Raw genomic sequence first — 20,176 nt, 5'->3', positions numbered from 1 at the left:
TTTTTGAGTACTATTAATTCCAAAAATGATAGAACGTATTATGAGAGAAAATGACATGTTAGAAAAAGAAGAGATTTTTTCTAAAGTATTACGAGCAGGAAGAAGAACTTATTTCTTTGATGTGAGAGCTACCAAAGCTGATGATTATTACATTACTATTACCGAAAGCAAAAAGTTTACTGAGGAAGATGGTTCTTTTCACTTCAAAAAACACAAAATTTACTTATACAAAGAAGATTTTAGTGCTTTCGCCGAAATATTAGAAGAAATGACTTCTTATGTTCTGAACCACAAGGGTGAAGAAGTAATTTCTGAAAGACACCAAAAAGATTTTAAAAAAGAATACAGTTCTGAAAAATCTGAAAGATCTAGTTTTACAGATATTGATTTTGATGATATTTAATCAAAATCATCGATATAAATAGGAGTCCAATTTGTTCTGCATTTTGGACTTTTTTTATATATTTAAGTTTCTTGTTTTAAAAAATTAATAAAATGAAAAAATTAATCCTTCTTTTAAGTTTCATCTTCTTCGGAATTTCTCTTTCTGCACAGAATATAGAATATGAAACGAAAAATAATGTCCAATATTATAATGCAGCTGCAAATAAATCAGATAAATATATCAGCGAAAGATGTGTTTTAGATATTTATTATCCAAAAAACAAAACCGGATTTGCTACAATCGTTTGGTTTCACGGCGGCGGATTAACTGGTGGAAATAAAGAAATCCCTGAAGCGCTAAAAAATAAAGGTTTTGCTATTATCGGAGTAAACTATAGATTATCGCCAAAAGTAAAAGCGGTAAAATGTATTGAAGATGCCGCAGCAGCTGTTGCTTGGGCTTTCAATAATATTACCAATTATGGAGGTGATAAAACTCAGATTTTCGTTTCTGGCCATTCTGCCGGAGCTTATTTAACTTCTATGATTGGTTTAGACAAAAAATGGCTTCAAAAAGAAAACATAGATGCGAATCAAATTGCGGGACTTATCCCGTTTAGCAGTCAATGCATTACGCATTTCGAAATAAGAAGAGAGAACGGAATTCCAGAAAAACAGCCAACAGTTGATGAATTCGCTCCTTTATACCACGTTCGCGCCGATGCTCCGCCTTTATTATTAATTACTGGAGATCGCGAATTAGAAATGTTGGGACGTTATGAAGAAAACGCATACATGGCTAGAATGATGAAATTGGTTGGACATACGCAAACTAAATTATACGAATTGGACGGTTACGGCCACGGAATGACAGAACCTGGTTTTCCGCTTTTGGTTAATGAAGTAAACCGAATTTTAAAAGAACGTAAAAAATAATCACTAAATAAAAAATCCACGGCAATGGAGACACAACTATTAATTATACCAGGACTTGGAGATTCTGGAGAGAAGCATTGGCAAACTTTTTGGCACGCAAAATTCGAAAACTCAATTCGTGTAGTACAAGACAATTGGGACGAACCAATTCGAGAAGAATGGCTTGAAAGATTAAATGAGAACATTTTAAAACTTGACAAACCTACTATTTTAGTTGCCCACAGTTTAGCCGTTTCATTGGTTTTGCATTGGGCAGAAAAGTACAGCAATCCTAATATTATTGGTGCGTTTTTGGTCGCTCCCGCGGATGTAGATTCGCCAGAACACACGCCAGAATCCATTAGAAATTTTTCACCAATGCCACTTTACCAATTGCCTTTTCCGTCGGTTGTTGTAGCAAGCGAAAATGATCCTTATTCGCTATTCGAAAGAAAAAAATACTTTGCCGAAAAATGGGGAAGCGATTTTGTAAATATTGGGAAACAAGGTCACATCAACTCCGATTCTGATTTAAAATATTGGGAAGAAGGACAGGATATTTTACAACAATTTATTGAAAGAATAAAATAAAGTTTGCAGTCGCAGTCACAGTTTTCAGTTTAAAACTGTGACTGTAGCTGAATGCTGCGACTGAGACTGAAAACTGCGATTAAAAACTATCCAATTCGCAATCCGTTTGGGATTTTAAAATCTGGCGCTAATAAAATTACATCTCCCTCCTCGCCTACAGCGCCAAGAACTAAACATTCACTCATAAACTTTCCGATTTGTTTTTTCGGAAAATTCACAACCGCTACAATCTGACGATTTACTAAATCTTCTTTCTGATATCTTTTGGTAATTTGTGCCGATGATTTTCTGATTCCGATTTCTGAACCAAAATCAATTGTCAGCTGAAAGGCTGGTTTTCTCGCTTCAGGAAAATCATTTACTTCTATAATAGTTCCAACGCGCATGTCGGTTCTTTCAAATTCATTCCAAGTTAAATCCATTTTAATCTCTTTTTTACAAACCTATAAATTTTGTAATTAATGCACCTAATTCTGTAACCCTTTTCTTTCGCTTCCATTCTAATTTTACGAGACTAGAAAATGAAACTCACGTAAAAAAATATATCATGGAACATACTGAACCAAATGCATGCATGACAATTAAGGACTTTGAATCTAATTTAAAACAGATTCATACCGATAAATATATAGAAACTGCTCAAAACGTTAGACTGTACGTAAAAGATTACGGACAAGGAAAACCTGTCATTTTAATTCATGGCTGGCCGCTTTCTAATGAAATGTGGGAATATCAAATTGATCATTTAGTTCAAAATAATTATCGTGTGATTGCTTACGATCGCCGCGGATTCGGTAAATCTTCTCAGCCTTGGGATGGTTACGATTATGATACTTTGACAGATGATCTTAAAGAAATTATCGAACAATTGGAATTGGAGAATGTAACCCTTGTTGGATTCTCAATGGGCGGTGGCGAAGTCGTTCGTTATTTTAGCCGTCATGGCGGAAAAAACGTAAGCAAAATTGCTTTGATTTCGTCTATTATTCCTTTTCTTCTTAAAACTCACGACAATCCAGATGGTCATCCAAAAGAAAAAAGCGATAATACAGCAATGGCAATAAAGGAAGATAGAATCGCATTTATTGATAATTTCGGAAAAACGTTTTTTGGCGTTAATATTATCAACAAACCGTTAAGTACGCCTTTATTAGAATATTACAGAAATCTATGTTCTGTAGCTTCTCCAAGAGCTACTTTAAAATGCGCTGAATCTTTTTCATACACTGATTTTAGAGACGAAGTAGATTTTATAAAAGTTCCAACTCTGATTATTCACGGAGACGACGATAAAATTGTTCCAATTGATCTTACTTCAAGAAAAGCTGCAAAATCTATAGCAAACAATACTTATATCGAATATGAAGGAGCACCACACGGACTTTTTTATACTGATAGAGAAAAGCTAAATGAAGATTTACTGGAATTTTTGAATTCATAAAAACTTAAAAAAGTATCCAAAGAAGCAAGCTCTTGCAGCTAACTGCTTTCTTTGGATATTTTTTATTCTTGTGCTCTTTTATTTACAGTTTTTTAAAGCTATTTTTGAAATTCAAATTTCAGATAAAATGGCACGAACAGAATCAACAATGCTTCCATTAGGAACGATTGCTCCTGATTTTTATTTAAAAGACACCAATTCTAACGACACTTTTTCTTTTGAAGATTTAAAGGGTCCAAAAGGAACTTTGGTGCTATTTATCTGCAATCATTGTCCGTTTGTGCATCATGTTATTAATGAAGTTGTGATGATTGCCAATGATTATCGCGTGCAGGGACTTGGAGTTGTTGCTATTTCTAGCAATGATGCTGTAAAGTATCCGCAAGATGGGCCAGAATTAATGACAGATTTTGCAATGGAGAACAAAATTGATTTTCCTTATTTGTATGATGAAACCCAAGATGTTGCAAAAGCGTATCAAGCAGCTTGCACTCCAGATTTCTATTTATTTGACAGTCAAGACAAATTATTCTATCGCGGACAGTTGGATGACTCAAGGCCAGGCAACGGAATTCCTCTTAGCGGAAGCGATTTGAGAGGCGCAATTGATGCCTTAATTTACAACAGAAGTTTGAAAGAGCCGCAGAAACCAAGTTTGGGTTGCAGCATTAAATGGAAGTAAATACTCATTAAATTCAAAAAGATTAACTACCTTTGCAGATCAATTTAATCATCCTTATGGGAAATATAACACCATTTACAGCCTCTATAAAGTCGTTTTGCGTTGCAAAACCGCTTCCTGCTGTAATTATTTCGCATAATAAGGCCTTTATTTTTTAGGCCTCCGTCTACTTCACTTTTTTCTTCTTTTTGACGGAGGATTTTTATCAGATTTTTTAATTCGTTTTTTATTTGAAAGAGCATTGCTCTATCAGATGATTTTTCGCTTTTCTATCAGTTTAAAAATTCCGTTCAAGGATTGAAACAGTAAATAATGAATAAATAATTTTTTAATAATATAAATGAATACGATTATGAAACCAATACCTACTTTCTGTAAAGCAGACTATCAATTTCTAAGAGAATTGATTTTAAAAAGTAAAAACGAAACCAATACAAAAGAAGCAAATTTGCTTTCGCAAGAATTAGATCGCGCTGTAATAAGCAAGGAAAGCGAATTAGACTCGGTTATTCGCATCAATTCGTTTGTTACTATTGAAGATGTAAAAGCCAATAAACAAATGAAAATTCAAATTGTTTTGCCTTCAGCAGCAGACTTGAAACAATCAAAAATTTCGATTTTAGCCCCATTAAGCGTTGCTATAATTGGTTTTAAAGAAAATGATCAAGTTGATTGGGAACTTCCAGCCGGAATTAAAACTTTGAAAATAGTTGCTGTAGATAATACTGAAGTACAGCATCATTCATAACTTTTTAAACACCTCATTCTGTGACGGTGTTTTTTTTATACCTCATCCAAATAAAAAAAGCATCCCAATTTATGAAATGCTTTTTATCTTTTTATAGCTGAGAATCGATGTAATTCGTAATCGAAGCCATCTGAGTATCATCTAACTTCGCCTTTTTACCCATTCTTACCAATATAGGTGTCCATTCTTCCTTTGTAAACTTTTTTGGTTCATACAATTTGTGGCATTTTGCACAATTGTTATCGTATAAATTTTTACCTGCTTCCAATTCAGGTGTCAATGCTACTTTTGCAGTTTCTGTAACTGGAGCTGAAGCAACTGCAGTTGTTTTTTGAGTTCCACAAGAAACCACAAATAATGCAAGTCCCGCAAGGATTAAAATGTTTTTCATTGGCTTTGTTTTTTTAGTAAATATAAAAAAATCCCATATGCCGTGGCACATGGGATTCTATTTATAACAATACTAAATTGCTAATGAAGTCTTATTTAACATCCATTAATTCAACGTCGAAAATCAAAGTAGCGTTTGGTGGAATAACTCCTCCAGCTCCAGATGGTCCGTATCCTAAATCAGATGGAATTACAAAACGAGCTTTGTCTCCAACTTGCAATAAAGCGATACCTTCGTCCCATCCTTCGATAACTTGTCCAATTCCTAATTTGAATTCGATTGGTTTTTTTCTTGGGTAAGAAGAATCAAAAACCTTTCCGTTTTCTAAAGAACCTTCGTAGTGAACAGAAACTGTTTTTCCTGCTTCAGCTCTTTTTCCTTCTCCTTTTTGAATCATTTTATAACGTAAACCGCTTTCAGTTTTATCAAAACCAGCAGCTAATTGTTCCATTTTTGCTTCAGATTCTGCTTTTAAAGCTGCTTCTCTTTTTAGACGAGCACCTTTTAAACCAATGAAAGCTTCAATAGCGTTCCATTTTTGAGCTTCTTCTCCAACTCTGATAATTTCTACAGACTCTAAGTTATCACCTTGAGCAACAGCATCAACAACATCTTGTCCTTCAACAACGTTTCCGAAAACAGTATGTTTGTTATCTAACCAAGGAGTTGCAACGTGAGTAATGAAAAATTGAGAACCGTTACTTCCAGGTCCTGAGTTTGCCATAGATAAAACTCCTGGACGATCGTGTTTTAAACTTGGGTGAAATTCATCATCAAATTTATATCCTGGATCTCCAGTTCCAGTTCCTTTTGGGCAACCACCTTGAATCATGAAATCAGCAATTACTCTATGGAAAGTTAATCCGTCATAGAATTTTTGTCCTTGAGGTTTTACTTTATTTTCCATATTTCCTTCTGCAAGAGCAACAAAGTTACCTACAGTTCCCGGTGTCAAATCGTGTGTCAATTTTACTAAAATTGAACCTTTGCTAGTATTGAATTTAGCGTATATTCCGTTTTCCATGTTGTTATTTTTAATTTGAAAGCAAATTTACAAATTAATTTTTTAATCAATTTGCGCTTTCGCTTTTTTAGATTTTGATTTATAAGTAAGTCCGTAAATTAGTAATGAAATCAATGATAAAGCCATACATCCGATTGTTACAGCAGGCCATCCGCCCAATTTCCATAGCAACAAACCGTAAGCAGATCCTGCAGCTGTTCCTAAAAAGGTAAGCGACATAAATACTGTATTCAATCTGTTTCTTGCTTCTGGCAATAACGAATAAACTCTCGTTTGATTTGAAATGTGAACACCTTGAATTCCTATATCGATAAATACAATTCCGATTGCAATTCCGATTACGCTTTCAATAGCAAAATAAAATGTTATAAAACTGATTAAAACCAATAAACAGCCGTAACCAACTGCAATTCTCGAGTTTCCTTTATCTCCCAGTTTTCCAACCAAAGGCGCTGCCAAAGCTCCAGATGCTCCAACAATTCCGAATAATCCGATTGTGGCGCTATTAAATCCGAATGGTTCTCCAGAAAGCAATAAAACCATTGTGGTCCAGAAAGCTCCAAATTGAGCAAAACTGAAAACGTTGATTGCCGTTGCTTCACGCAAAACAGGCTGTGTTTTGATAAGCGCAAATAAAGATTGAATCAGCTGACCGTAAGTTCCTTGAAATTGCGGTTTGTTTTGTGGAAATTTATTTTGAATCACAAAAAAGATTAAAAGACAAATTCCGGCTGCGATATAAAACATCGATCTCCAGCCTAAAATTTGGCCGATAAATCCGCTTAATGTTCGCGAAAGCAAAATTCCGACTAAAAGTCCGCTCATAATCGTTCCGACAACTTTCCCTCGCTGTTCGGGCGCGCTTAAAGATGCGGCTAGAGGAAGAATAAGCTGAGGTACAATCGACGTGATCCCGATTAGCAACGAAGCAATTTGTAAAACAAGAAAACTTTTAGCTGTTGCTGCAATTAATAAAGCAATTACACTAGCAAAAGTGGTCATTAAAATTTGCCTTTTTCGTTCTATTTTATCGCCAAGCGGTACCATAAAAAACAGTCCGATTGCGTAACCTGCTTGAGTTAAATAGGTTATCGTTCCGGCGCTGGCTTCAGGAATTTTAAATTCGTTGGCAATTAAAACAATCAAAGGCTGGCAGTAATAAAGATTTGCAACTATAAGACCAGTGCAAACTGCCATAAACAGTACATTAGTTTTTGATAAATTCATGCTGCAAAAATACCAATCTAATCTTTAGTAGAACTTTAAAAAAAGTATAAATTTTAAGCTTTTTTTAAAACCATATAAGTCATATAAGTTCATTTAAACTGAAGACTTAAATTTTCTTATATGACTTATATGGTTTATTTTTCGACTTTTAATAGTTCAAAAAGTCTTCTCTTGCAGGGCTAAAAACATCTGTTAACATTCCTGTTTCTAAACACACAACACCGTGAACAGCGTGCGGCGGAATATAAAAACTATCGCCTTCTTTTAAGGTTTGTGTTACTCCGCTAATCGTTACGTCAAATTTTCCGCTTGCGATGTATGTAACTTGCGAATGGTAATGATCGTGTAAAGTACCAATTCCGCCTTTTTCAAAGTGTACATTTACCAGCATCACTCTTTCATCAAAAGCTAAAATCTTACGCTTAATTCCTTCTCCTACTACTTCCCACTCGATTTCGTCTCCTTTTATAAACTCTTTGCTTGTTCCTAAACTCATAATCTTTTTATTTTATTGAATGCTTTTAAGGTCTTTTTCCATTAACTCAACACCATTGGTTAATTTGTTATCCTTAAAGTATTTTTCTAATTCTTTTAATCTTTTTACGTTATCGTAATTAAATCCCGAATTTAATTTTCTTTGACAATTTGAACATAATCTTAATGTATGTCTATCCGTTTCAATCATGCTATTTGTACCATTCATAACACAATTTGCATCAATACAATGATGAAGGCCAAACATGTGTCCGATTTCATGAGAACAAATTTTTAGCAATCTTTCTAAACTCAAATTAAAATCGGCTTCTTTTTGCATTCTGTACATCGAACTTACAGCAATTTTATCTCTATAAGACGCTAATCCAAAAACATAATTCCATTCTGGTTTTGGATATAAATCCTTCTCCGTTATTGCCATTAAAGCAACTCCTTTTTCTGGCTTTTCTTTTTTCAGAACATCCGTTAAAATATAACCCGCTAAAAACTGCTCCTGCCCTACATCTCCAATTCTTCTAGCATTATTCGGAATAATATCATTTGAGACATCCTTTAAAACTTTGGTTTCTAACTGAAAAAATATTTGCAAATATTGACGAACTAATTCTATTTGTTTCTTTTGCAACGAATTAAATTCCCCTATAGGCTGTAAATAAATAATATTTTCATCTTTGGTCGGAACAACATGTTTTGTTTTAATAAATTGCTCAAAAGTCTGCCCTTTTTCATTGCGAGAATAAAGCCAATCTCCAAAAACGGGTTTGTCAAGCTTCACATCATTATTTTTGATAGCGACAAAATATGGATCTAGTTTTAAATTGAGCTCCTGTTTTGGCTCTGGATTTGAATTTGATTTTTCTTTTTTATTTGATTCACAAGAACAAAGAATCACCAATAACAACAAAAGAAGTTTCTTCATAAATAGAATGTACTAGATTAAGTTTTCAGAAATAAAATCGCAGCTCGATTTGATAGAATCATAAGAATTGGAAGCGAAGTTATTTTCCTGTTCCACAAAAAAGTGAATCATTCCCGATTGTTTTGCCGCAGCAAATAAAGGTTTAAAATCTATTGTTCCAGAACCAACTTCTGTATTCAAATCATTGTTTTTTTTATCCTTGTCTTTTACGTGCCACATTTTAAAACGTCCAAGGTTTTCTTTGAATAATTTTAAAGGATCATTTCCCGAATGAATTACCCAATACAAATCCAATTCAAAAAAGACCAAATCTTTATCCGTTTCTTTTAATAAAATTTCAAAACCTGTTACGCCATTGTGTTTTTGAAATTCAAAATCATGATTGTGATATGCCACTTTCAAGCCTGCTTTTTTACACATTTTCGCAGCTTCATTTACTCGATCGGCTATCTTTTTATAATCTTCAATATTTCTTCTGAAAGGTTCGTCGACCCATGGAACGGTTAGAAATTCACTTTTTAGAATTTTTGCTGCTTCAATTGAAGCAATTAACTCTTCTGTGTTTCCATCGTATAAAAAACTTCCTAAATTATAATGTCCGCTAACAGCTTTTAAGCCGTTTTCATCCAAAATCTTTTTTAACTCTTTTGGTGTTAATCCCCAAAATTGATCTTTGGTCGAAAAACCGTATGTCTCGACATTTGTATAGCCCGCTTTAGCAACTTTTTCTAAAGTTCCTTTTACATCTTTCGGAAGTTCTTCACGAAGCGTATACAGCTGTAAACCTATTTCTTTTTTATTCATAGAAAATGCAAATGATGGTGAAGCCAAAACCGCTGTAGTGGCCAAACCTGTGGTTACGATAAAATTTCTTCTGCTAATCATTTCATGATATAAATTTCAGAAAGTAAATATATTATAAAAATTGATTTTTAAAGTTTTCTGCAAAATTTTGAAGCGCTTCTGCAGTTTCTTCTGATACGATTTCGCCTTCAGCATTAACTTTTCCGCGAACGCCTTGAATCAAAAGCTGTGTCGCGTCGTCAAATTTTGCTTCAAGCGTTTTCATTATTAGCAAAAGCTGTTCGTGCCCCATTTCGCCAGAAGCAGAAGCGGTAATTAGACCTGTTTTTTTGTTTGAAAAAATAATTGTCGAAACGCACCATTCTAAAGCATTTTTTAAACTTCCCGGAAGACTGAATACATATTCGGGCGTACAAATAAGAACCCCATCGGAGTTTATTATTTTATTTCTAAAAGCGGTAATTTCTTTTGGAGGATTCTCTGTATCTAAATCTGGATTAAAATGAGGAAGGGTTTCTAAATCTTCAAAAATTTCTACTTCAAAGTTAGGTTCTAAGCTATTTGAAATATATTTCAGAATTTTAAAATTACTGGAATTACTTCTTGTACTACCAGATATAGCGAGGATTTTTGTTTTTGTTGAAGTCATTAAATGAACAATTCGTATTTCTAAATAAATCTAAAAATACGAATTGTATCAAAACATAAGAGAAAATTTATTTATAAGTCAATAAATTTAGTCCTTCCATTTTTACAGAATCAATTGCTTGTGGCGGATAATTTTGTTTTTCTTGTCTCGTTGATGTGACTTTGCCTTCTTTACTCACATACACATAATTGTAATTCCAGTAATTTGATTCTACAATCTGAGCTCCATCTTTGACGAAGACTTGATCTGCATAAACAAGAATTTCTCCATTTTGCTTATTATCCAAGGTCCTTATTGGAGCTCCTAAAGTTTTAAGCACTTTCGTCTTGGATGTTCCTACAGCAACGGTAGCTGAATTGGTACTTGCGCAAGACATGAAGAGCGCAAATACCGCGGACATTAATATTGTTTTTTTCATAACTAAGTGTTGAATTTACGTTCGAAATTTGGTTGCTATTTCATTGATTATTAACACTGTAATAATAATTAAAGTTAAACCATAATGTTTTACATAATTTAATATGTATGTTATATAATTATTACCAAAAGACTCAATGGCATTATTTGTATCTTTGCCGGACAAGAAAATTATCGAATAAAGATGCGAATTGACATTATTACTCTTTTACCTGAACTATTAAGAAGTCCGTTTGAGGCCTCAATTATGAAACGTGCCATTGACAAAGGTTTGGTGGAAGTTCATTTTCATAACCTTCGCGACTATAGCACAAACAGACAGAAAAGCGTGGATGATTATCCTTTTGGCGGTGGTGCAGGAATGGTAATGACGATTCAGCCTATCGATGATTGTATTACACATTTGAAGAGCCAGCGTGAATATGACGAAGTAATTTATATGTCACCAGATGGCGAAACTTTAAACCAGAAAATGGCCAATAAAATGTCGATGTACGAAAACATTATCATTTTATGCGGACATTATAAAGGTGTTGACCAAAGAGTTAGAGATCATTTTATTACGAAAGAAATCTCAATTGGAGATTACGTTTTGTCTGGAGGAGAATTGGGCGCAATAGTTCTATCTGATGCCTTAATTCGATTAATTCCAGGGGTTTTAAGTGATGAAACCTCGGCATTGACAGATAGTTTTCAGGATAATTTACTTTCAGGGCCAATTTATACAAGACCTGCAGATTATAAAGGATGGAAAGTGCCAGAAGTTTTAACCAGCGGACATGCAGCCAAAATCGATAAATGGCGCGAAGACAAGGCATTCGAACATACCAAAAATAGACGTCCAGATTTATTGGAAGGAGATTAAAAAGTATTCAGTTGCAGTTTTCAGTCCCAGTTCGTTTCTTTTGGAAACTGAGACTGAAAACCGCGACTAAAAAATTACCCATCATAATTCATCGAAACAATTTTTTTATTTGTCATTTCGACGTCTAAAATATGATCTTGACTGAAATGATCTCCAATAGAAAGTATCGTTTCAATATTTCCAGAAATATCAATTGTGATTCTACTTCGGTAGATTTCCAAATTATCATACCAATCCTCGTCAGCTGTTTCTTCTGTAAAATCATTATTCTCGTTATAAAACTCGATCAAGTCTTTTTTACAATCTCCTAACCAGAAAATATGTTCGATTATTTGGTCTGAATAATTTTCGAAATCTGAATCAGGAAGATAAATAGAAATTTCTCCTGTTTTGATTTTATTAAAAATTACAGCTTTGTTCTCCGAAACTTCAAATTCATTACCATCTTTCAACTGAGAAAAATCATTTACAGTCAGTTTTGAGCGATTTTGTTTTTCTCTAAATTTTCTGAGATCTTTTATAATAAAATTGTTTTCATGCGATTTTGCTTTTTGTTCTAAAACATACAATTTAGAAACATCTTTAGTATTTTTTAAATCTCCAGCTTCTTTAAAAACTTCAAAAGCAGATCTATGAAAACCTAAAAGAATATAAACATTTGAAAGCACTAAATTTTCTTGTTTGCTTTTTGCGATGCTTTCCAATTCATACAAAAGGTCATAGATTTTCTCAACACTTTCCTTTGAACCGTTCGATTTCCTAAATTCATTAGAAAACTCGATATATTCTTTCATATAATTTTTATCCATCCCATTTTATATTATTATTGCACTACTTATTTACGAAGATAAGATTTTACTTTTTCTATCTGTAAAAACAGTGTTTTCTGAGTGAATTGTAATTTCAAAACAACTGTTAATTAGAGTTGTAAAATACATTTTATCAGAGAGTTAAAATAATTTGCAATTTATAATTCATAATTTATAATTATTTTCTACATTTGCACCCGAATTTGACCAACCTCTGGCGAGATCCGTGAATGTTGTTCTAATATAAAAACCATAATTTAAATTATCATGGCAGATTTATTAAAATTCGTTCAAGACGAATTCGTTGCTAGAAAAGATTTCCCAGATTTCGGAGCTGGAGACACAATTACTGTTTTCTACGAAATTAAAGAGGGTGAAAAAACAAGAACTCAGTTCTTTAAAGGAGTTGTGATTCAAAGAAGAGGTTCTGGTAACACAGAAACTTTTACTATTCGTAAAATGTCTGGAGCTGTTGGTGTTGAGCGTATCTTCCCAGTAAACTTACCAGCTTTACAAAAAATCGAAGTTAACAAGAAAGGTGCTGTACGTAGAGCTAGAATTTTCTACTTCAGACAACTTACTGGTAAAAAAGCTAAGATTAAAGATAAAAGAAGATAATCATTTATCAAAATGTTATAAAAAACTCGTTTCATATTGTTTGAAACGAGTTTTTTTTATGTTCTATTTCTACCGCTAACAAAACTGTAATTTTTTAATACCAAAATCATCGATTTAGCAATTTAATGAGCTCGAAATAACAATCTGTTAATTTCGTCTTTTCTCATCAAAACTCAACCGATTTCGTTGTGATTTTATTATATTTGCTCCGCTCATTTTGAGCCGAATATATCTTTGACATCGTTAACTCCTGACGATACGATTATAAAAAAAAAAGAAAATGAATAAATCAAAAATTTTTTACACCTTAACTGATGAGGCGCCGTTATTGGCAACTTACTCTCTTTTACCAATTGTACAAGCTTTTACAGCAACAGCTGGAATTGAAATCGAAACCAGAGATATTTCGCTGGCAGGAAGAATTTTATCAAATTTCCCAGAATCTTTGACTGATGCTCAAAAAACTGGAGATGCATTGGCAGAATTAGGTCAATTAGCAACTCAGCCAGAAGCTAACATTATCAAATTACCAAACATTTCTGCATCTGTACCGCAATTAAAAGCGGCTATTGCTGAATTACAATCACATGGATACAACGTACCAAATTTCCCAGAAGATCCACAAAACGATGCTGAAAAGGAAATTAAAGCAAAATATGCAAAAGTATTAGGTTCTGCTGTAAACCCAGTTTTACGTGAAGGAAACTCTGACCGTAGAGCTCCAAGAGCAGTTAAAAACTTTGCAAAAGCAAATCCACACTCTATGGGTGCTTGGTCTGCTGACTCAAAAACTAAAGTAGCTTCTATGACAAGCGGTGATTTTTACGGAAGTGAAAAATCATTGACTGTAAACGAAGCTAATGATGTAAAAATCGAATTTGTTGCTAAAGACGGAACTTCAACTGTTCTTAAAGCAAGTACTCCATTAAAAGCTGGAGAAATCATTGACAGCTCTGTTTTAAGCGTAAGCAAATTAAAAGCTTTTGCTGCTGATGCTATCGCTGATGCTAAAGCTGCAGGAGTTTTACTTTCTGTACACTTAAAAGCTACAATGATGAAAGTTTCTGATCCAATTATCTTTGGCGCTATCGTTGAAGTATATTTTGCAGATGTTTTCAAAAAATACGCTACTTTATTCGCTGAATTAAACGTTGATACAAGAAACGGTTTAGGTGATATCTATGCTAAAGTTGCTGGAAGACCTGAGCAAGCTGAGGTTGAAGCTGCTATCGCACAAGCAATCGAAAATGGTCCTGCTTTGGCAATGGTTAATTCTGATAAAGGAATTACAAACCTACACGTTCCATCTGACGTAATTGTTGACGCTTCTATGCCAGCAATGATCCGTACTTCTGGACAAATGTGGAACAAAGACGGAAAAGCACAAGATACATTTGCTGTTATTCCAGATCGTTCTTACGCTGGAGTTTATACTGCAACTATCGATTTCTGTAAAAAACACGGTGCTTTTGATCCTAAAACAATGGGAAGTGTTCCTAACGTTGGATTAATGGCTCAAAAAGCAGAAGAATACGGATCTCATGACAAAACTTTCCAAATGAAAGCTGACGGTGTTGTTCGTGTTGTTGATGCAAACGGAACTGTTTTAATGGAACAAAACGTTGAAGCTAATGACATTTTCAGAATGTGTCAGGCAAAAGACGCTCCAATTCAAGACTGGGTTAAATTGGCTGTAAACAGAGCTCGTTTATCTAGTACTCCTGCTGTTTTCTGGTTAGACGAAAACAGAGCACACGATAGAGAATTGATCGTAAAAGTTCAAAAATACCTTAAAGACTACGATACTACAAACTTAGATATCCGTATTTTAAACCCAGTTGCTGCTACAGAATTTACTTTAGACAGAATCATCAAAGGTTTAGATACTATCTCTGTAACTGGAAACGTTTTACGTGACTACTTAACAGATTTATTTCCAATCTTAGAATTAGGAACTTCTGCTAAAATGCTTTCTATCGTTCCTTTAATGAACGGTGGTGGATTGTTCGAAACTGGTGCTGGAGGATCTGCTCCTAAACACGTTGAGCAATTTACAGAAGAAGGATACTTACGTTGGGATTCATTAGGAGAATTTTTAGCTCTTGGTGCTTCTTTAGAGCATTTAGGACAAACTTTAGACAATTCTAAAGCAATTGTTTTATCTGAGACTTTAGATCAAGCTAATGATAAATTCTTAGCAAACGATAAATCTCCAGCTCGTAAAGTAGGTCAAATTGATAACCGTGGTTCTCACTTCTATTTAGCATTCTACTGGGCTCAAGCTTTGGCAGCTCAAACTAAAGATGCTGAATTGAAAGCTATCTTTACTCCAATCGCTGCTGAATTTGAAGCTAACGAAGCTAAAATCGATGCAGAATTAATTGGTGCTCAAGGAAAAGCGCAGAACATTGGCGGTTACTACCAACCAACTCCTGAATTGGTAAGCAAAGCAATGCGTCCAAGTGAAACTTTCAACGCTATTGTTGCTAAAATCAAATAAGCATTAATTTATTATGCTAAAAAAGAAGACAGTCCCAAAAAGACTGTCTTTTTTGTTTATATAAACTTGTTTTAATATATTAGTAAGGATTTTAGCCAAGTAAATCAAAATACCACAATAATGATTTCAAAAAAAATTAATCTAATAGTTGTATTAATCCTAACTGCCTATAATTCATTCTCCCAAGAAAAATTTACTTTAAGCGGAATCATTAGCGACAGCAAAAACAATGAAACTTTAATTGGAGTTAACATCTTTATTCCAGCCTTAAAAATAGGGACTACAACCAACGAATACGGCTTTTATTCTCTTTCTGCGCCAAAAGGAGAATACGAAATCGAAATCAGTTACATTGGCTATCAAACCATTCAGAAAAAGATTCTTTTAAATCAGAATACAAAAAGCAATTTCTCCATTAAAGAAGGCGGTGAAGAACTTCAAGAAGTCATTATTACAGAAAACAAAGGCAAAATAAATGTCAAATCTCCCGAAATGAGCGTGAATAAACTCTCCATTTCAACCATAAAAAAAATGCCTGTTGTTTTAGGAGAAGTTGACGTATTGAAATCTATTTTATTGCTTCCAGGCGTTACTAATGCAGGTGAAGGCGCTTCTGGGTTTAATGTCCGCGGAGGCGGTGCAGATCAGAATTTGATTCTTTTGGATGAAGCTACTATTTTCAATTCGTCTCACGTTTTCGGATTCTTTTCTGTTTTTAATCCTGATGCGATTAAAGATTTAAAATTATATAAAGGTGGAATTCCTGCGCGCTATGGCGGAAGAGCTTCTTCTGTTTTAGAAATTTACCAAAAAGACGGAAGCAGTAAAGATTTTCATATGAGTGGTGGAATCGGATTAATTTCAAGTCGCCTCTTGGCTGAAGGTCCGATTGTAAAAAACAAAGGTTCTTTTTTAATTGGCGGAAGAGCTTCTTACGCACATCTTTTTCTTAAACTCTCTGAAGAAAATAAAGATAACGCTGCTTATTTTTATGATTTAAATACCAAGTTAAATTACAAACTCAACGACAACAACAGTTTATACTTGTCTGGTTATTTTGGACGAGACGTTTTCAGATTAAACAAAAGCTTTACGAATACTTACGGAAATTCAACTTTAAACTTGAGATGGAATCATTTGTATTCTAATAAATTATTTTCCAATCTTTCTTTAATCTACAGCGATTATTATTACGGTTTAGATCTTGATTTTGTGGGATTCAATTGGGATTCAGGAATCAAAAATTATAACTTAAAATACGATTTCAAACATTACATTTCAGATAAACTAAAGCTGAATTATGGCGTAAACGGAATCTATTACGATTTTAATCCTGGAACTATAAAACCAACGGGAGATGATTCTGGCATCAATCCAGATCAATTGGATAAAAAATACGCTTTTGAACCTTCTGTTTATTTAGATGCAGAAAGTCAGCTTTCTAAAAAAATCACTATTGCCTATGGCTTACGCTACAGTTTATTTTATCGACTAGGCTCTTCTACAGTTAATTATTACGATAATAATGAAGCCGTAGTTTTTAATACCGATATGCAGATTTACGAGAAAGGCACGCCAACTTCAACACAATATTTTAGCAAAAATAAAGTCATTCAGAGCTATAATAATTTAGAACCGCGCTTTTCTATTTCTTACCAATTAAACGAAGATCAATCAATAAAAGCGAGTTACAATAGAATGGCGCAATATCTTCAATTAATTTCTAATACCTCATCTCCTACTCCGCTTGATGTTTGGATGCCGAGCGATAATTACATTAAACCTCAACTTGCAGATCAGGTTGCCGTTGGTTATTTTAGAAATATTTATAATGACGCTTATTCTTTAGAAGTAGAAACCTATTATAAAAAGATCCAAAACAGATTAGACTACATAGACGGCGCCGATTTAATTGCCAACAACGCCATCGAACAGGTTATTCTAAACGGTCAAATGCGTTCGTATGGTTTAGAGCTTATGATAAAGAAAAACAAAGGCCGCTTTAATGGCTGGATTTCGTACACGCTTTCAAGATCGGAACAGCAAACTCCAGGAAGAACACCCGAAGAAACTGGAATTAACAATGGAAAATGGTACGCCTCTGCTTATGATAAAACACATAATTTAGCGATTACTTCTGCTTATAATTTAAACGAAAAATGGTCATTTGGCGCTAACTTTGTATTGCAATCGGGTCAGCCAGTAACGTACCCGAACGGACAGTACGAATATTTAGGAATTGTAGTTCCAAGTTATGGTTTACGAAATGAAAACCGACTTCCTTCTTACAATCATTTGGATGTTTCAGCGACTTTAACGCCACGCAAAAACAAAGACAGAAATTGGAAAGGCGAATGGGTTTTCAGTATTTATAATCTGTACAATCGTATGAATGCGGCATCAATCAATTTCAGGCAAAATGTTGATACAGGTGTAAACGAAGCGGTGCGATTATCTATTTTCGGAATCGTTCCTGCGGTAAGCTATAATTTCAAATTCTAAAAAATCAGTTCAAAAACTAAAGATATATTTATGAGAAAATTAGTTTTTTTAATCGCATTTTTTGCCTCGCTGTTGTTTACAAGTTGCGAAGAAGTGGTAGATGTTGATTTAAACACTGCCTCTCCAAAATTGGTAATTGAAGCTTCTATAAATTGGGAAAAAGGCAGCACAGGAAAACAACAAGTTATCAAACTTTCTACCACAACAGGTTATTTTGAGACTCAAGTTCCTGTCGTTTCAAATGCTGTGGTTTATGTAACAAACAGCAAAAACCAAAAATTTAATTTTACTGAATTTAACAAGTCTGGACGCTATCTTTGCAATGATTTCAAACCTGAACTTAATGAAGAATATACTTTGACGATTATTAGCAAAGGAAATACCTATACGGCTTCAGAAGTTTTAAAATCAGTTGCTCCGATTACGCGAATCGAACAAAAAAATGATGGCGGTTTTACGGGTGAAGATATCGAAATAAAAGCTTATTTTATAGATCCCGCAGATGAAGACAATTTCTATTTGTTTAAATATGTTTATTCGAATAAAATAACTTCAAATTATTATGTTTCTGAAGATAAATTCTATCAGGGAAATGAAATTTTCAGCAGTGCCGTTGATGAAGATTTAAAAGCGGGAGACGAAATTGAAGTTACGCATTTCGGAATTTCTAAGCAATATTATAATTATATGAATATCTTAGTAAGCATCGCTGGGAGTAATGTTGGAGGGCCTTTTCAATCTCCGCCTGCAACCGTAAAAGGAAACATCATCAATACAACAGACAAAAACAATTATCCGCTAGGTTATTTCTCCTTAAGCGAAACCAGTACAAAAAAGTATCAAATTAAGTAATTATGCGACCTATAATCAAAAACTTAACCGAAAAAAAACTCGTTGGACATTCTATAGAAATGTCATTTATCGAGAACAAAACCTTTCAATTATGGAGTGGTTTTATGCCAAATCGAAAAGAAATAAAAAATACAATTGGCGCTAATTTATATTCTTTAGAAGTTTATAAAGAAAACCATTTTGATAATTTTGATCCTAATGAAAGCTTCAAAAAATGGGCTACCGTTGAGGTTTCCGATTATGCAACTATTCCAGAAGGAATGGAAACCTTAATTGTTCCTGATGGGCTATATGCCGTTTTTCTTCATTTAGGCCCAGCTACAGACGCGCACAAAACGTATCACTATATCTTTGCAGAATGGCTTCCAAATTCTGAATATACAGTAGACAACAGGCCGCATTTTGCTGTTATGAATGAAAAATATAAAAAAGACGATCCTGAATCTGAAGAAGAAATCTGGATTCCGATAAAAAGCAGAAATTAATTATGATTCTACAAACTTTAAAAACACTTTTCAATAGAGATTTAGACAAACTAAAATTCGAAATCGAATCTTACGAATTTGAAAAACAACTTTGGGCAATTGACAAAAATATTTCAAATTCAGCAGGAAATTTATGCCTTCATTTAATTGGAAATCTGAACACGTATATTGGCGCAGAAATAGGTAAAACGGGTTATGTGCGAAATCGTCCTTTAGAATTTTCATCAAAAGACATTTCAAAATCGGAACTGATTTCTAAAATTGAAAACACAATCGAAGTCGTAAACAACAGCTTAGATTCTTTAACAGAAACAGATTTAGAACAAATTTATCCTCAAATTGTTTTTGAAAAAGAAATGACAACGGGATTCTTCTTGGTTCATCTTTCAACGCATTTAGCGTATCATTTAGGGCAAATTAATTACCACAGAAGGCTTTTAGATTATTAAAAGATAACTTCTCAACATATGTAAATGTTTTAAAATTAGAATTGATAAACCTTTGTCCCATCAATTCTAATTTTAAAAACATGAAACATTTATTTTCCTTTCTACTACTTATTTTCGCGTTCCAAACAAAAGCGCAATCTTTCAAAAATCCCGAATCTTTATTCAACCCTGCGCCTTATGGTTTCAGCCATGCTTCTTCGGTAAAAACACCAGGCGAACTTATTTATATTTCAGGTCAAAGCGGCGGTTTAGGAAAACAGCATATTTTAAGTCCCGATTTTAGAACACAAGTCAAAACTGCGCTTGAAAATCTAACCGTCATTCTAAAAAGCTACGAACTAAAACCAGAAAATGTAATGAAAATCACAATTCTAATTGTTGACCATTCTTCAGAAAAACTAAAAATTTG

The 20,176-nt window shown here is 33.8% G+C and carries 24 protein-coding genes; 14 read left to right on the top strand and 10 right to left on the bottom strand.

The window, feature by feature from the left end:
- Positions 1 to 40 precede the first annotated feature (40 nt).
- The 3 genes from ACE01P_RS14155 to ACE01P_RS14145 all read left to right on the top strand — a co-directional run bounded on the left by ACE01P_RS14155 (position 41) and on the right by ACE01P_RS14145 (position 1,890).
- A complete protein-coding gene (locus ACE01P_RS14155) occupies positions 41 to 403 on the top strand; it encodes a PUR family DNA/RNA-binding protein (protein WP_379699116.1) in 363 nt (120 codons plus the stop codon).
- Positions 404 to 495: 92 nt separating this feature from the next.
- Positions 496 to 1,320, top strand: coding sequence for an alpha/beta hydrolase (locus tag ACE01P_RS14150; RefSeq protein WP_379698908.1), 825 nt, complete (start codon positions 496 to 498; stop codon positions 1,318 to 1,320).
- A gap of 24 nt (positions 1,321 to 1,344) precedes the next feature.
- The gene (locus ACE01P_RS14145; RefSeq protein WP_379698906.1) at positions 1,345 to 1,890 is read left to right on the top strand and encodes an RBBP9/YdeN family alpha/beta hydrolase; all 546 of its coding nucleotides are present in this window, start codon (positions 1,345 to 1,347) and stop codon (positions 1,888 to 1,890) included.
- A gap of 86 nt (positions 1,891 to 1,976) precedes the next feature.
- On the opposite strand, the gene ACE01P_RS14140 is transcribed toward ACE01P_RS14145, so the two are convergent.
- On the bottom strand, positions 1,977 to 2,312 hold the full coding sequence (locus ACE01P_RS14140) for a tRNA-binding protein (RefSeq protein ID WP_132076689.1): 336 nt from the start codon (positions 2,310 to 2,312) through the stop codon (positions 1,977 to 1,979).
- 125 nt (positions 2,313 to 2,437) lie between these two features.
- Between ACE01P_RS14140 and ACE01P_RS14135 the strand changes: the two genes are divergently transcribed.
- The 3 genes from ACE01P_RS14135 (at position 2,438) to ACE01P_RS14125 (ending at position 4,761) form a co-directional block, all read left to right on the top strand.
- Positions 2,438 to 3,331, top strand: a complete 894-nt coding sequence (locus ACE01P_RS14135; RefSeq protein ID WP_379698904.1) for an alpha/beta fold hydrolase — start codon at positions 2,438 to 2,440, stop codon at positions 3,329 to 3,331.
- Positions 3,332 to 3,458: 127 nt separating this feature from the next.
- The gene (locus ACE01P_RS14130; RefSeq protein ID WP_379698902.1) at positions 3,459 to 4,013 is read left to right on the top strand and encodes a thioredoxin family protein; all 555 of its coding nucleotides are present in this window, start codon (positions 3,459 to 3,461) and stop codon (positions 4,011 to 4,013) included.
- A gap of 352 nt (positions 4,014 to 4,365) precedes the next feature.
- Positions 4,366 to 4,761 (top strand): GreA/GreB family elongation factor, encoded by a 396-nt coding sequence (locus ACE01P_RS14125; protein WP_379698900.1) that lies wholly within the window; start codon positions 4,366 to 4,368, stop codon positions 4,759 to 4,761.
- A gap of 91 nt (positions 4,762 to 4,852) precedes the next feature.
- On the opposite strand, the gene ACE01P_RS14120 is transcribed toward ACE01P_RS14125, so the two are convergent.
- From ACE01P_RS14120 to ACE01P_RS14085, 8 genes are all read right to left on the bottom strand, one after another.
- On the bottom strand, positions 4,853 to 5,152 hold the full coding sequence (locus tag ACE01P_RS14120) for a cytochrome c (protein ID WP_379698898.1): 300 nt from the start codon (positions 5,150 to 5,152) through the stop codon (positions 4,853 to 4,855).
- Between the two features lie 91 nt (positions 5,153 to 5,243).
- A complete protein-coding gene (locus tag ACE01P_RS14115) occupies positions 5,244 to 6,176 on the bottom strand; it encodes a peptidylprolyl isomerase (RefSeq protein ID WP_379698896.1) in 933 nt (310 codons plus the stop codon).
- Between the two features lie 42 nt (positions 6,177 to 6,218).
- Complete coding sequence (locus ACE01P_RS14110; RefSeq protein ID WP_379698894.1) at positions 6,219 to 7,373, bottom strand: MFS transporter; 1,155 nt, start codon at positions 7,371 to 7,373, stop codon at positions 6,219 to 6,221.
- A 178-nt stretch (positions 7,374 to 7,551) separates the two neighbouring features.
- Entirely contained in the window at positions 7,552 to 7,902 is a 351-nt protein-coding gene (locus tag ACE01P_RS14105) for a cupin domain-containing protein (protein ID WP_379699114.1), read from the bottom strand.
- 9 nt (positions 7,903 to 7,911) lie between these two features.
- A complete protein-coding gene (locus tag ACE01P_RS14100) occupies positions 7,912 to 8,817 on the bottom strand; it encodes an archaemetzincin family Zn-dependent metalloprotease (RefSeq protein ID WP_379698892.1) in 906 nt (301 codons plus the stop codon).
- Between the two features lie 12 nt (positions 8,818 to 8,829).
- A complete protein-coding gene (locus ACE01P_RS14095; protein WP_379698890.1) occupies positions 8,830 to 9,702 on the bottom strand; it encodes a sugar phosphate isomerase/epimerase family protein in 873 nt (290 codons plus the stop codon).
- 31 nt (positions 9,703 to 9,733) lie between these two features.
- Positions 9,734 to 10,270 carry an NADPH-dependent FMN reductase gene (locus tag ACE01P_RS14090; protein ID WP_379698888.1) on the bottom strand — a complete coding sequence of 179 codons (537 nt, stop codon included), beginning with the start codon at positions 10,268 to 10,270 and terminating at the stop codon, positions 9,734 to 9,736.
- 67 nt (positions 10,271 to 10,337) lie between these two features.
- Positions 10,338 to 10,688 carry a hypothetical protein gene (locus ACE01P_RS14085; RefSeq protein WP_379698886.1) on the bottom strand — a complete coding sequence of 117 codons (351 nt, stop codon included), beginning with the start codon at positions 10,686 to 10,688 and terminating at the stop codon, positions 10,338 to 10,340.
- A 183-nt stretch (positions 10,689 to 10,871) separates the two neighbouring features.
- Between ACE01P_RS14085 and trmD the strand changes: the two genes are divergently transcribed.
- Positions 10,872 to 11,552, top strand: a complete 681-nt coding sequence (trmD, locus tag ACE01P_RS14080) for a tRNA (guanosine(37)-N1)-methyltransferase TrmD (protein WP_379698884.1) — start codon at positions 10,872 to 10,874, stop codon at positions 11,550 to 11,552.
- Positions 11,553 to 11,626: 74 nt separating this feature from the next.
- Here trmD and ACE01P_RS14075 read toward each other — a convergent pair whose 3' ends face one another.
- On the bottom strand, positions 11,627 to 12,361 hold the full coding sequence (locus ACE01P_RS14075; RefSeq protein WP_379698882.1) for a hypothetical protein: 735 nt from the start codon (positions 12,359 to 12,361) through the stop codon (positions 11,627 to 11,629).
- Positions 12,362 to 12,628: 267 nt separating this feature from the next.
- Between ACE01P_RS14075 and rplS the strand changes: the two genes are divergently transcribed.
- From rplS to ACE01P_RS14040, 7 genes are all read left to right on the top strand, one after another.
- Positions 12,629 to 12,979 (top strand): 50S ribosomal protein L19, encoded by a 351-nt coding sequence (gene rplS / locus ACE01P_RS14070; RefSeq protein WP_379698880.1) that lies wholly within the window; start codon positions 12,629 to 12,631, stop codon positions 12,977 to 12,979.
- Between the two features lie 280 nt (positions 12,980 to 13,259).
- Positions 13,260 to 15,479, top strand: a complete 2,220-nt coding sequence (locus tag ACE01P_RS14065; protein ID WP_379698878.1) for an NADP-dependent isocitrate dehydrogenase — start codon at positions 13,260 to 13,262, stop codon at positions 15,477 to 15,479.
- Positions 15,480 to 15,599: 120 nt separating this feature from the next.
- Positions 15,600 to 17,981 carry a carboxypeptidase-like regulatory domain-containing protein gene (locus ACE01P_RS14060; protein WP_379698876.1) on the top strand — a complete coding sequence of 794 codons (2,382 nt, stop codon included), beginning with the start codon at positions 15,600 to 15,602 and terminating at the stop codon, positions 17,979 to 17,981.
- Between the two features lie 30 nt (positions 17,982 to 18,011).
- Entirely contained in the window at positions 18,012 to 18,833 is an 822-nt protein-coding gene (locus tag ACE01P_RS14055) for a DUF4249 domain-containing protein (protein WP_379698874.1), read from the top strand.
- A gap of 2 nt (positions 18,834 to 18,835) precedes the next feature.
- Positions 18,836 to 19,318 carry a GyrI-like domain-containing protein gene (locus ACE01P_RS14050; protein WP_379698872.1) on the top strand — a complete coding sequence of 161 codons (483 nt, stop codon included), beginning with the start codon at positions 18,836 to 18,838 and terminating at the stop codon, positions 19,316 to 19,318.
- A gap of 2 nt (positions 19,319 to 19,320) precedes the next feature.
- Positions 19,321 to 19,767 carry a DinB family protein gene (locus tag ACE01P_RS14045; protein ID WP_379698870.1) on the top strand — a complete coding sequence of 149 codons (447 nt, stop codon included), beginning with the start codon at positions 19,321 to 19,323 and terminating at the stop codon, positions 19,765 to 19,767.
- Between the two features lie 80 nt (positions 19,768 to 19,847).
- Positions 19,848 to 20,176, top strand: a 329-nt coding sequence (locus ACE01P_RS14040; protein ID WP_379698868.1) for a RidA family protein, incomplete at its 3' end; no start/stop codon positions are given.

This window comes from Flavobacterium sp. HJSW_4, assembly GCF_042436695.1.
Classification (GTDB): domain Bacteria; phylum Bacteroidota; class Bacteroidia; order Flavobacteriales; family Flavobacteriaceae; genus Flavobacterium.
The sequence above is the reverse complement of the archived record's forward strand: the minus strand, read 5'-3'. Positions and strand labels throughout refer to the sequence as shown.

What these genes read in the sequence shown, in the direction of transcription:
- ACE01P_RS14125 (WP_379698900.1), top strand. Translation starts at nt 4,366, where the DNA reads ATGAAACCAATACCTACTTTCTGTAAAGCAGACTATCAATTTCTAAGA.
- trmD (WP_379698884.1), top strand. Translation starts at nt 10,872, where the DNA reads ATGCGAATTGACATTATTACTCTTTTACCTGAACTATTAAGAAGTCCG.
- ACE01P_RS14075 (WP_379698882.1), bottom strand. Translation starts at nt 12,361, where the DNA reads ATGGATAAAAATTATATGAAAGAATATATCGAGTTTTCTAATGAATTT.
- ACE01P_RS14130 (WP_379698902.1), top strand. Translation starts at nt 3,459, where the DNA reads ATGGCACGAACAGAATCAACAATGCTTCCATTAGGAACGATTGCTCCT.
- ACE01P_RS14045 (WP_379698870.1), top strand. Translation starts at nt 19,321, where the DNA reads ATGATTCTACAAACTTTAAAAACACTTTTCAATAGAGATTTAGACAAA.
- ACE01P_RS14085 (WP_379698886.1), bottom strand. Translation starts at nt 10,688, where the DNA reads ATGAAAAAAACAATATTAATGTCCGCGGTATTTGCGCTCTTCATGTCT.
- ACE01P_RS14060 (WP_379698876.1), top strand. Translation starts at nt 15,600, where the DNA reads ATGATTTCAAAAAAAATTAATCTAATAGTTGTATTAATCCTAACTGCC.
- ACE01P_RS14115 (WP_379698896.1), bottom strand. Translation starts at nt 6,176, where the DNA reads ATGGAAAACGGAATATACGCTAAATTCAATACTAGCAAAGGTTCAATT.
- ACE01P_RS14065 (WP_379698878.1), top strand. Translation starts at nt 13,260, where the DNA reads ATGAATAAATCAAAAATTTTTTACACCTTAACTGATGAGGCGCCGTTA.
- ACE01P_RS14055 (WP_379698874.1), top strand. Translation starts at nt 18,012, where the DNA reads ATGAGAAAATTAGTTTTTTTAATCGCATTTTTTGCCTCGCTGTTGTTT.
- ACE01P_RS14120 (WP_379698898.1), bottom strand. Translation starts at nt 5,152, where the DNA reads ATGAAAAACATTTTAATCCTTGCGGGACTTGCATTATTTGTGGTTTCT.
- rplS (WP_379698880.1), top strand. Translation starts at nt 12,629, where the DNA reads ATGGCAGATTTATTAAAATTCGTTCAAGACGAATTCGTTGCTAGAAAA.
- ACE01P_RS14100 (WP_379698892.1), bottom strand. Translation starts at nt 8,817, where the DNA reads ATGAAGAAACTTCTTTTGTTGTTATTGGTGATTCTTTGTTCTTGTGAA.
- ACE01P_RS14140 (WP_132076689.1), bottom strand. Translation starts at nt 2,312, where the DNA reads ATGGATTTAACTTGGAATGAATTTGAAAGAACCGACATGCGCGTTGGA.
- ACE01P_RS14145 (WP_379698906.1), top strand. Translation starts at nt 1,345, where the DNA reads ATGGAGACACAACTATTAATTATACCAGGACTTGGAGATTCTGGAGAG.
- ACE01P_RS14110 (WP_379698894.1), bottom strand. Translation starts at nt 7,373, where the DNA reads ATGGCAGTTTGCACTGGTCTTATAGTTGCAAATCTTTATTACTGCCAG.
- ACE01P_RS14050 (WP_379698872.1), top strand. Translation starts at nt 18,836, where the DNA reads ATGCGACCTATAATCAAAAACTTAACCGAAAAAAAACTCGTTGGACAT.
- ACE01P_RS14135 (WP_379698904.1), top strand. Translation starts at nt 2,438, where the DNA reads ATGGAACATACTGAACCAAATGCATGCATGACAATTAAGGACTTTGAA.
- ACE01P_RS14090 (WP_379698888.1), bottom strand. Translation starts at nt 10,270, where the DNA reads ATGACTTCAACAAAAACAAAAATCCTCGCTATATCTGGTAGTACAAGA.
- ACE01P_RS14150 (WP_379698908.1), top strand. Translation starts at nt 496, where the DNA reads ATGAAAAAATTAATCCTTCTTTTAAGTTTCATCTTCTTCGGAATTTCT.
- ACE01P_RS14155 (WP_379699116.1), top strand. Translation starts at nt 41, where the DNA reads ATGAGAGAAAATGACATGTTAGAAAAAGAAGAGATTTTTTCTAAAGTA.
- ACE01P_RS14095 (WP_379698890.1), bottom strand. Translation starts at nt 9,702, where the DNA reads ATGATTAGCAGAAGAAATTTTATCGTAACCACAGGTTTGGCCACTACA.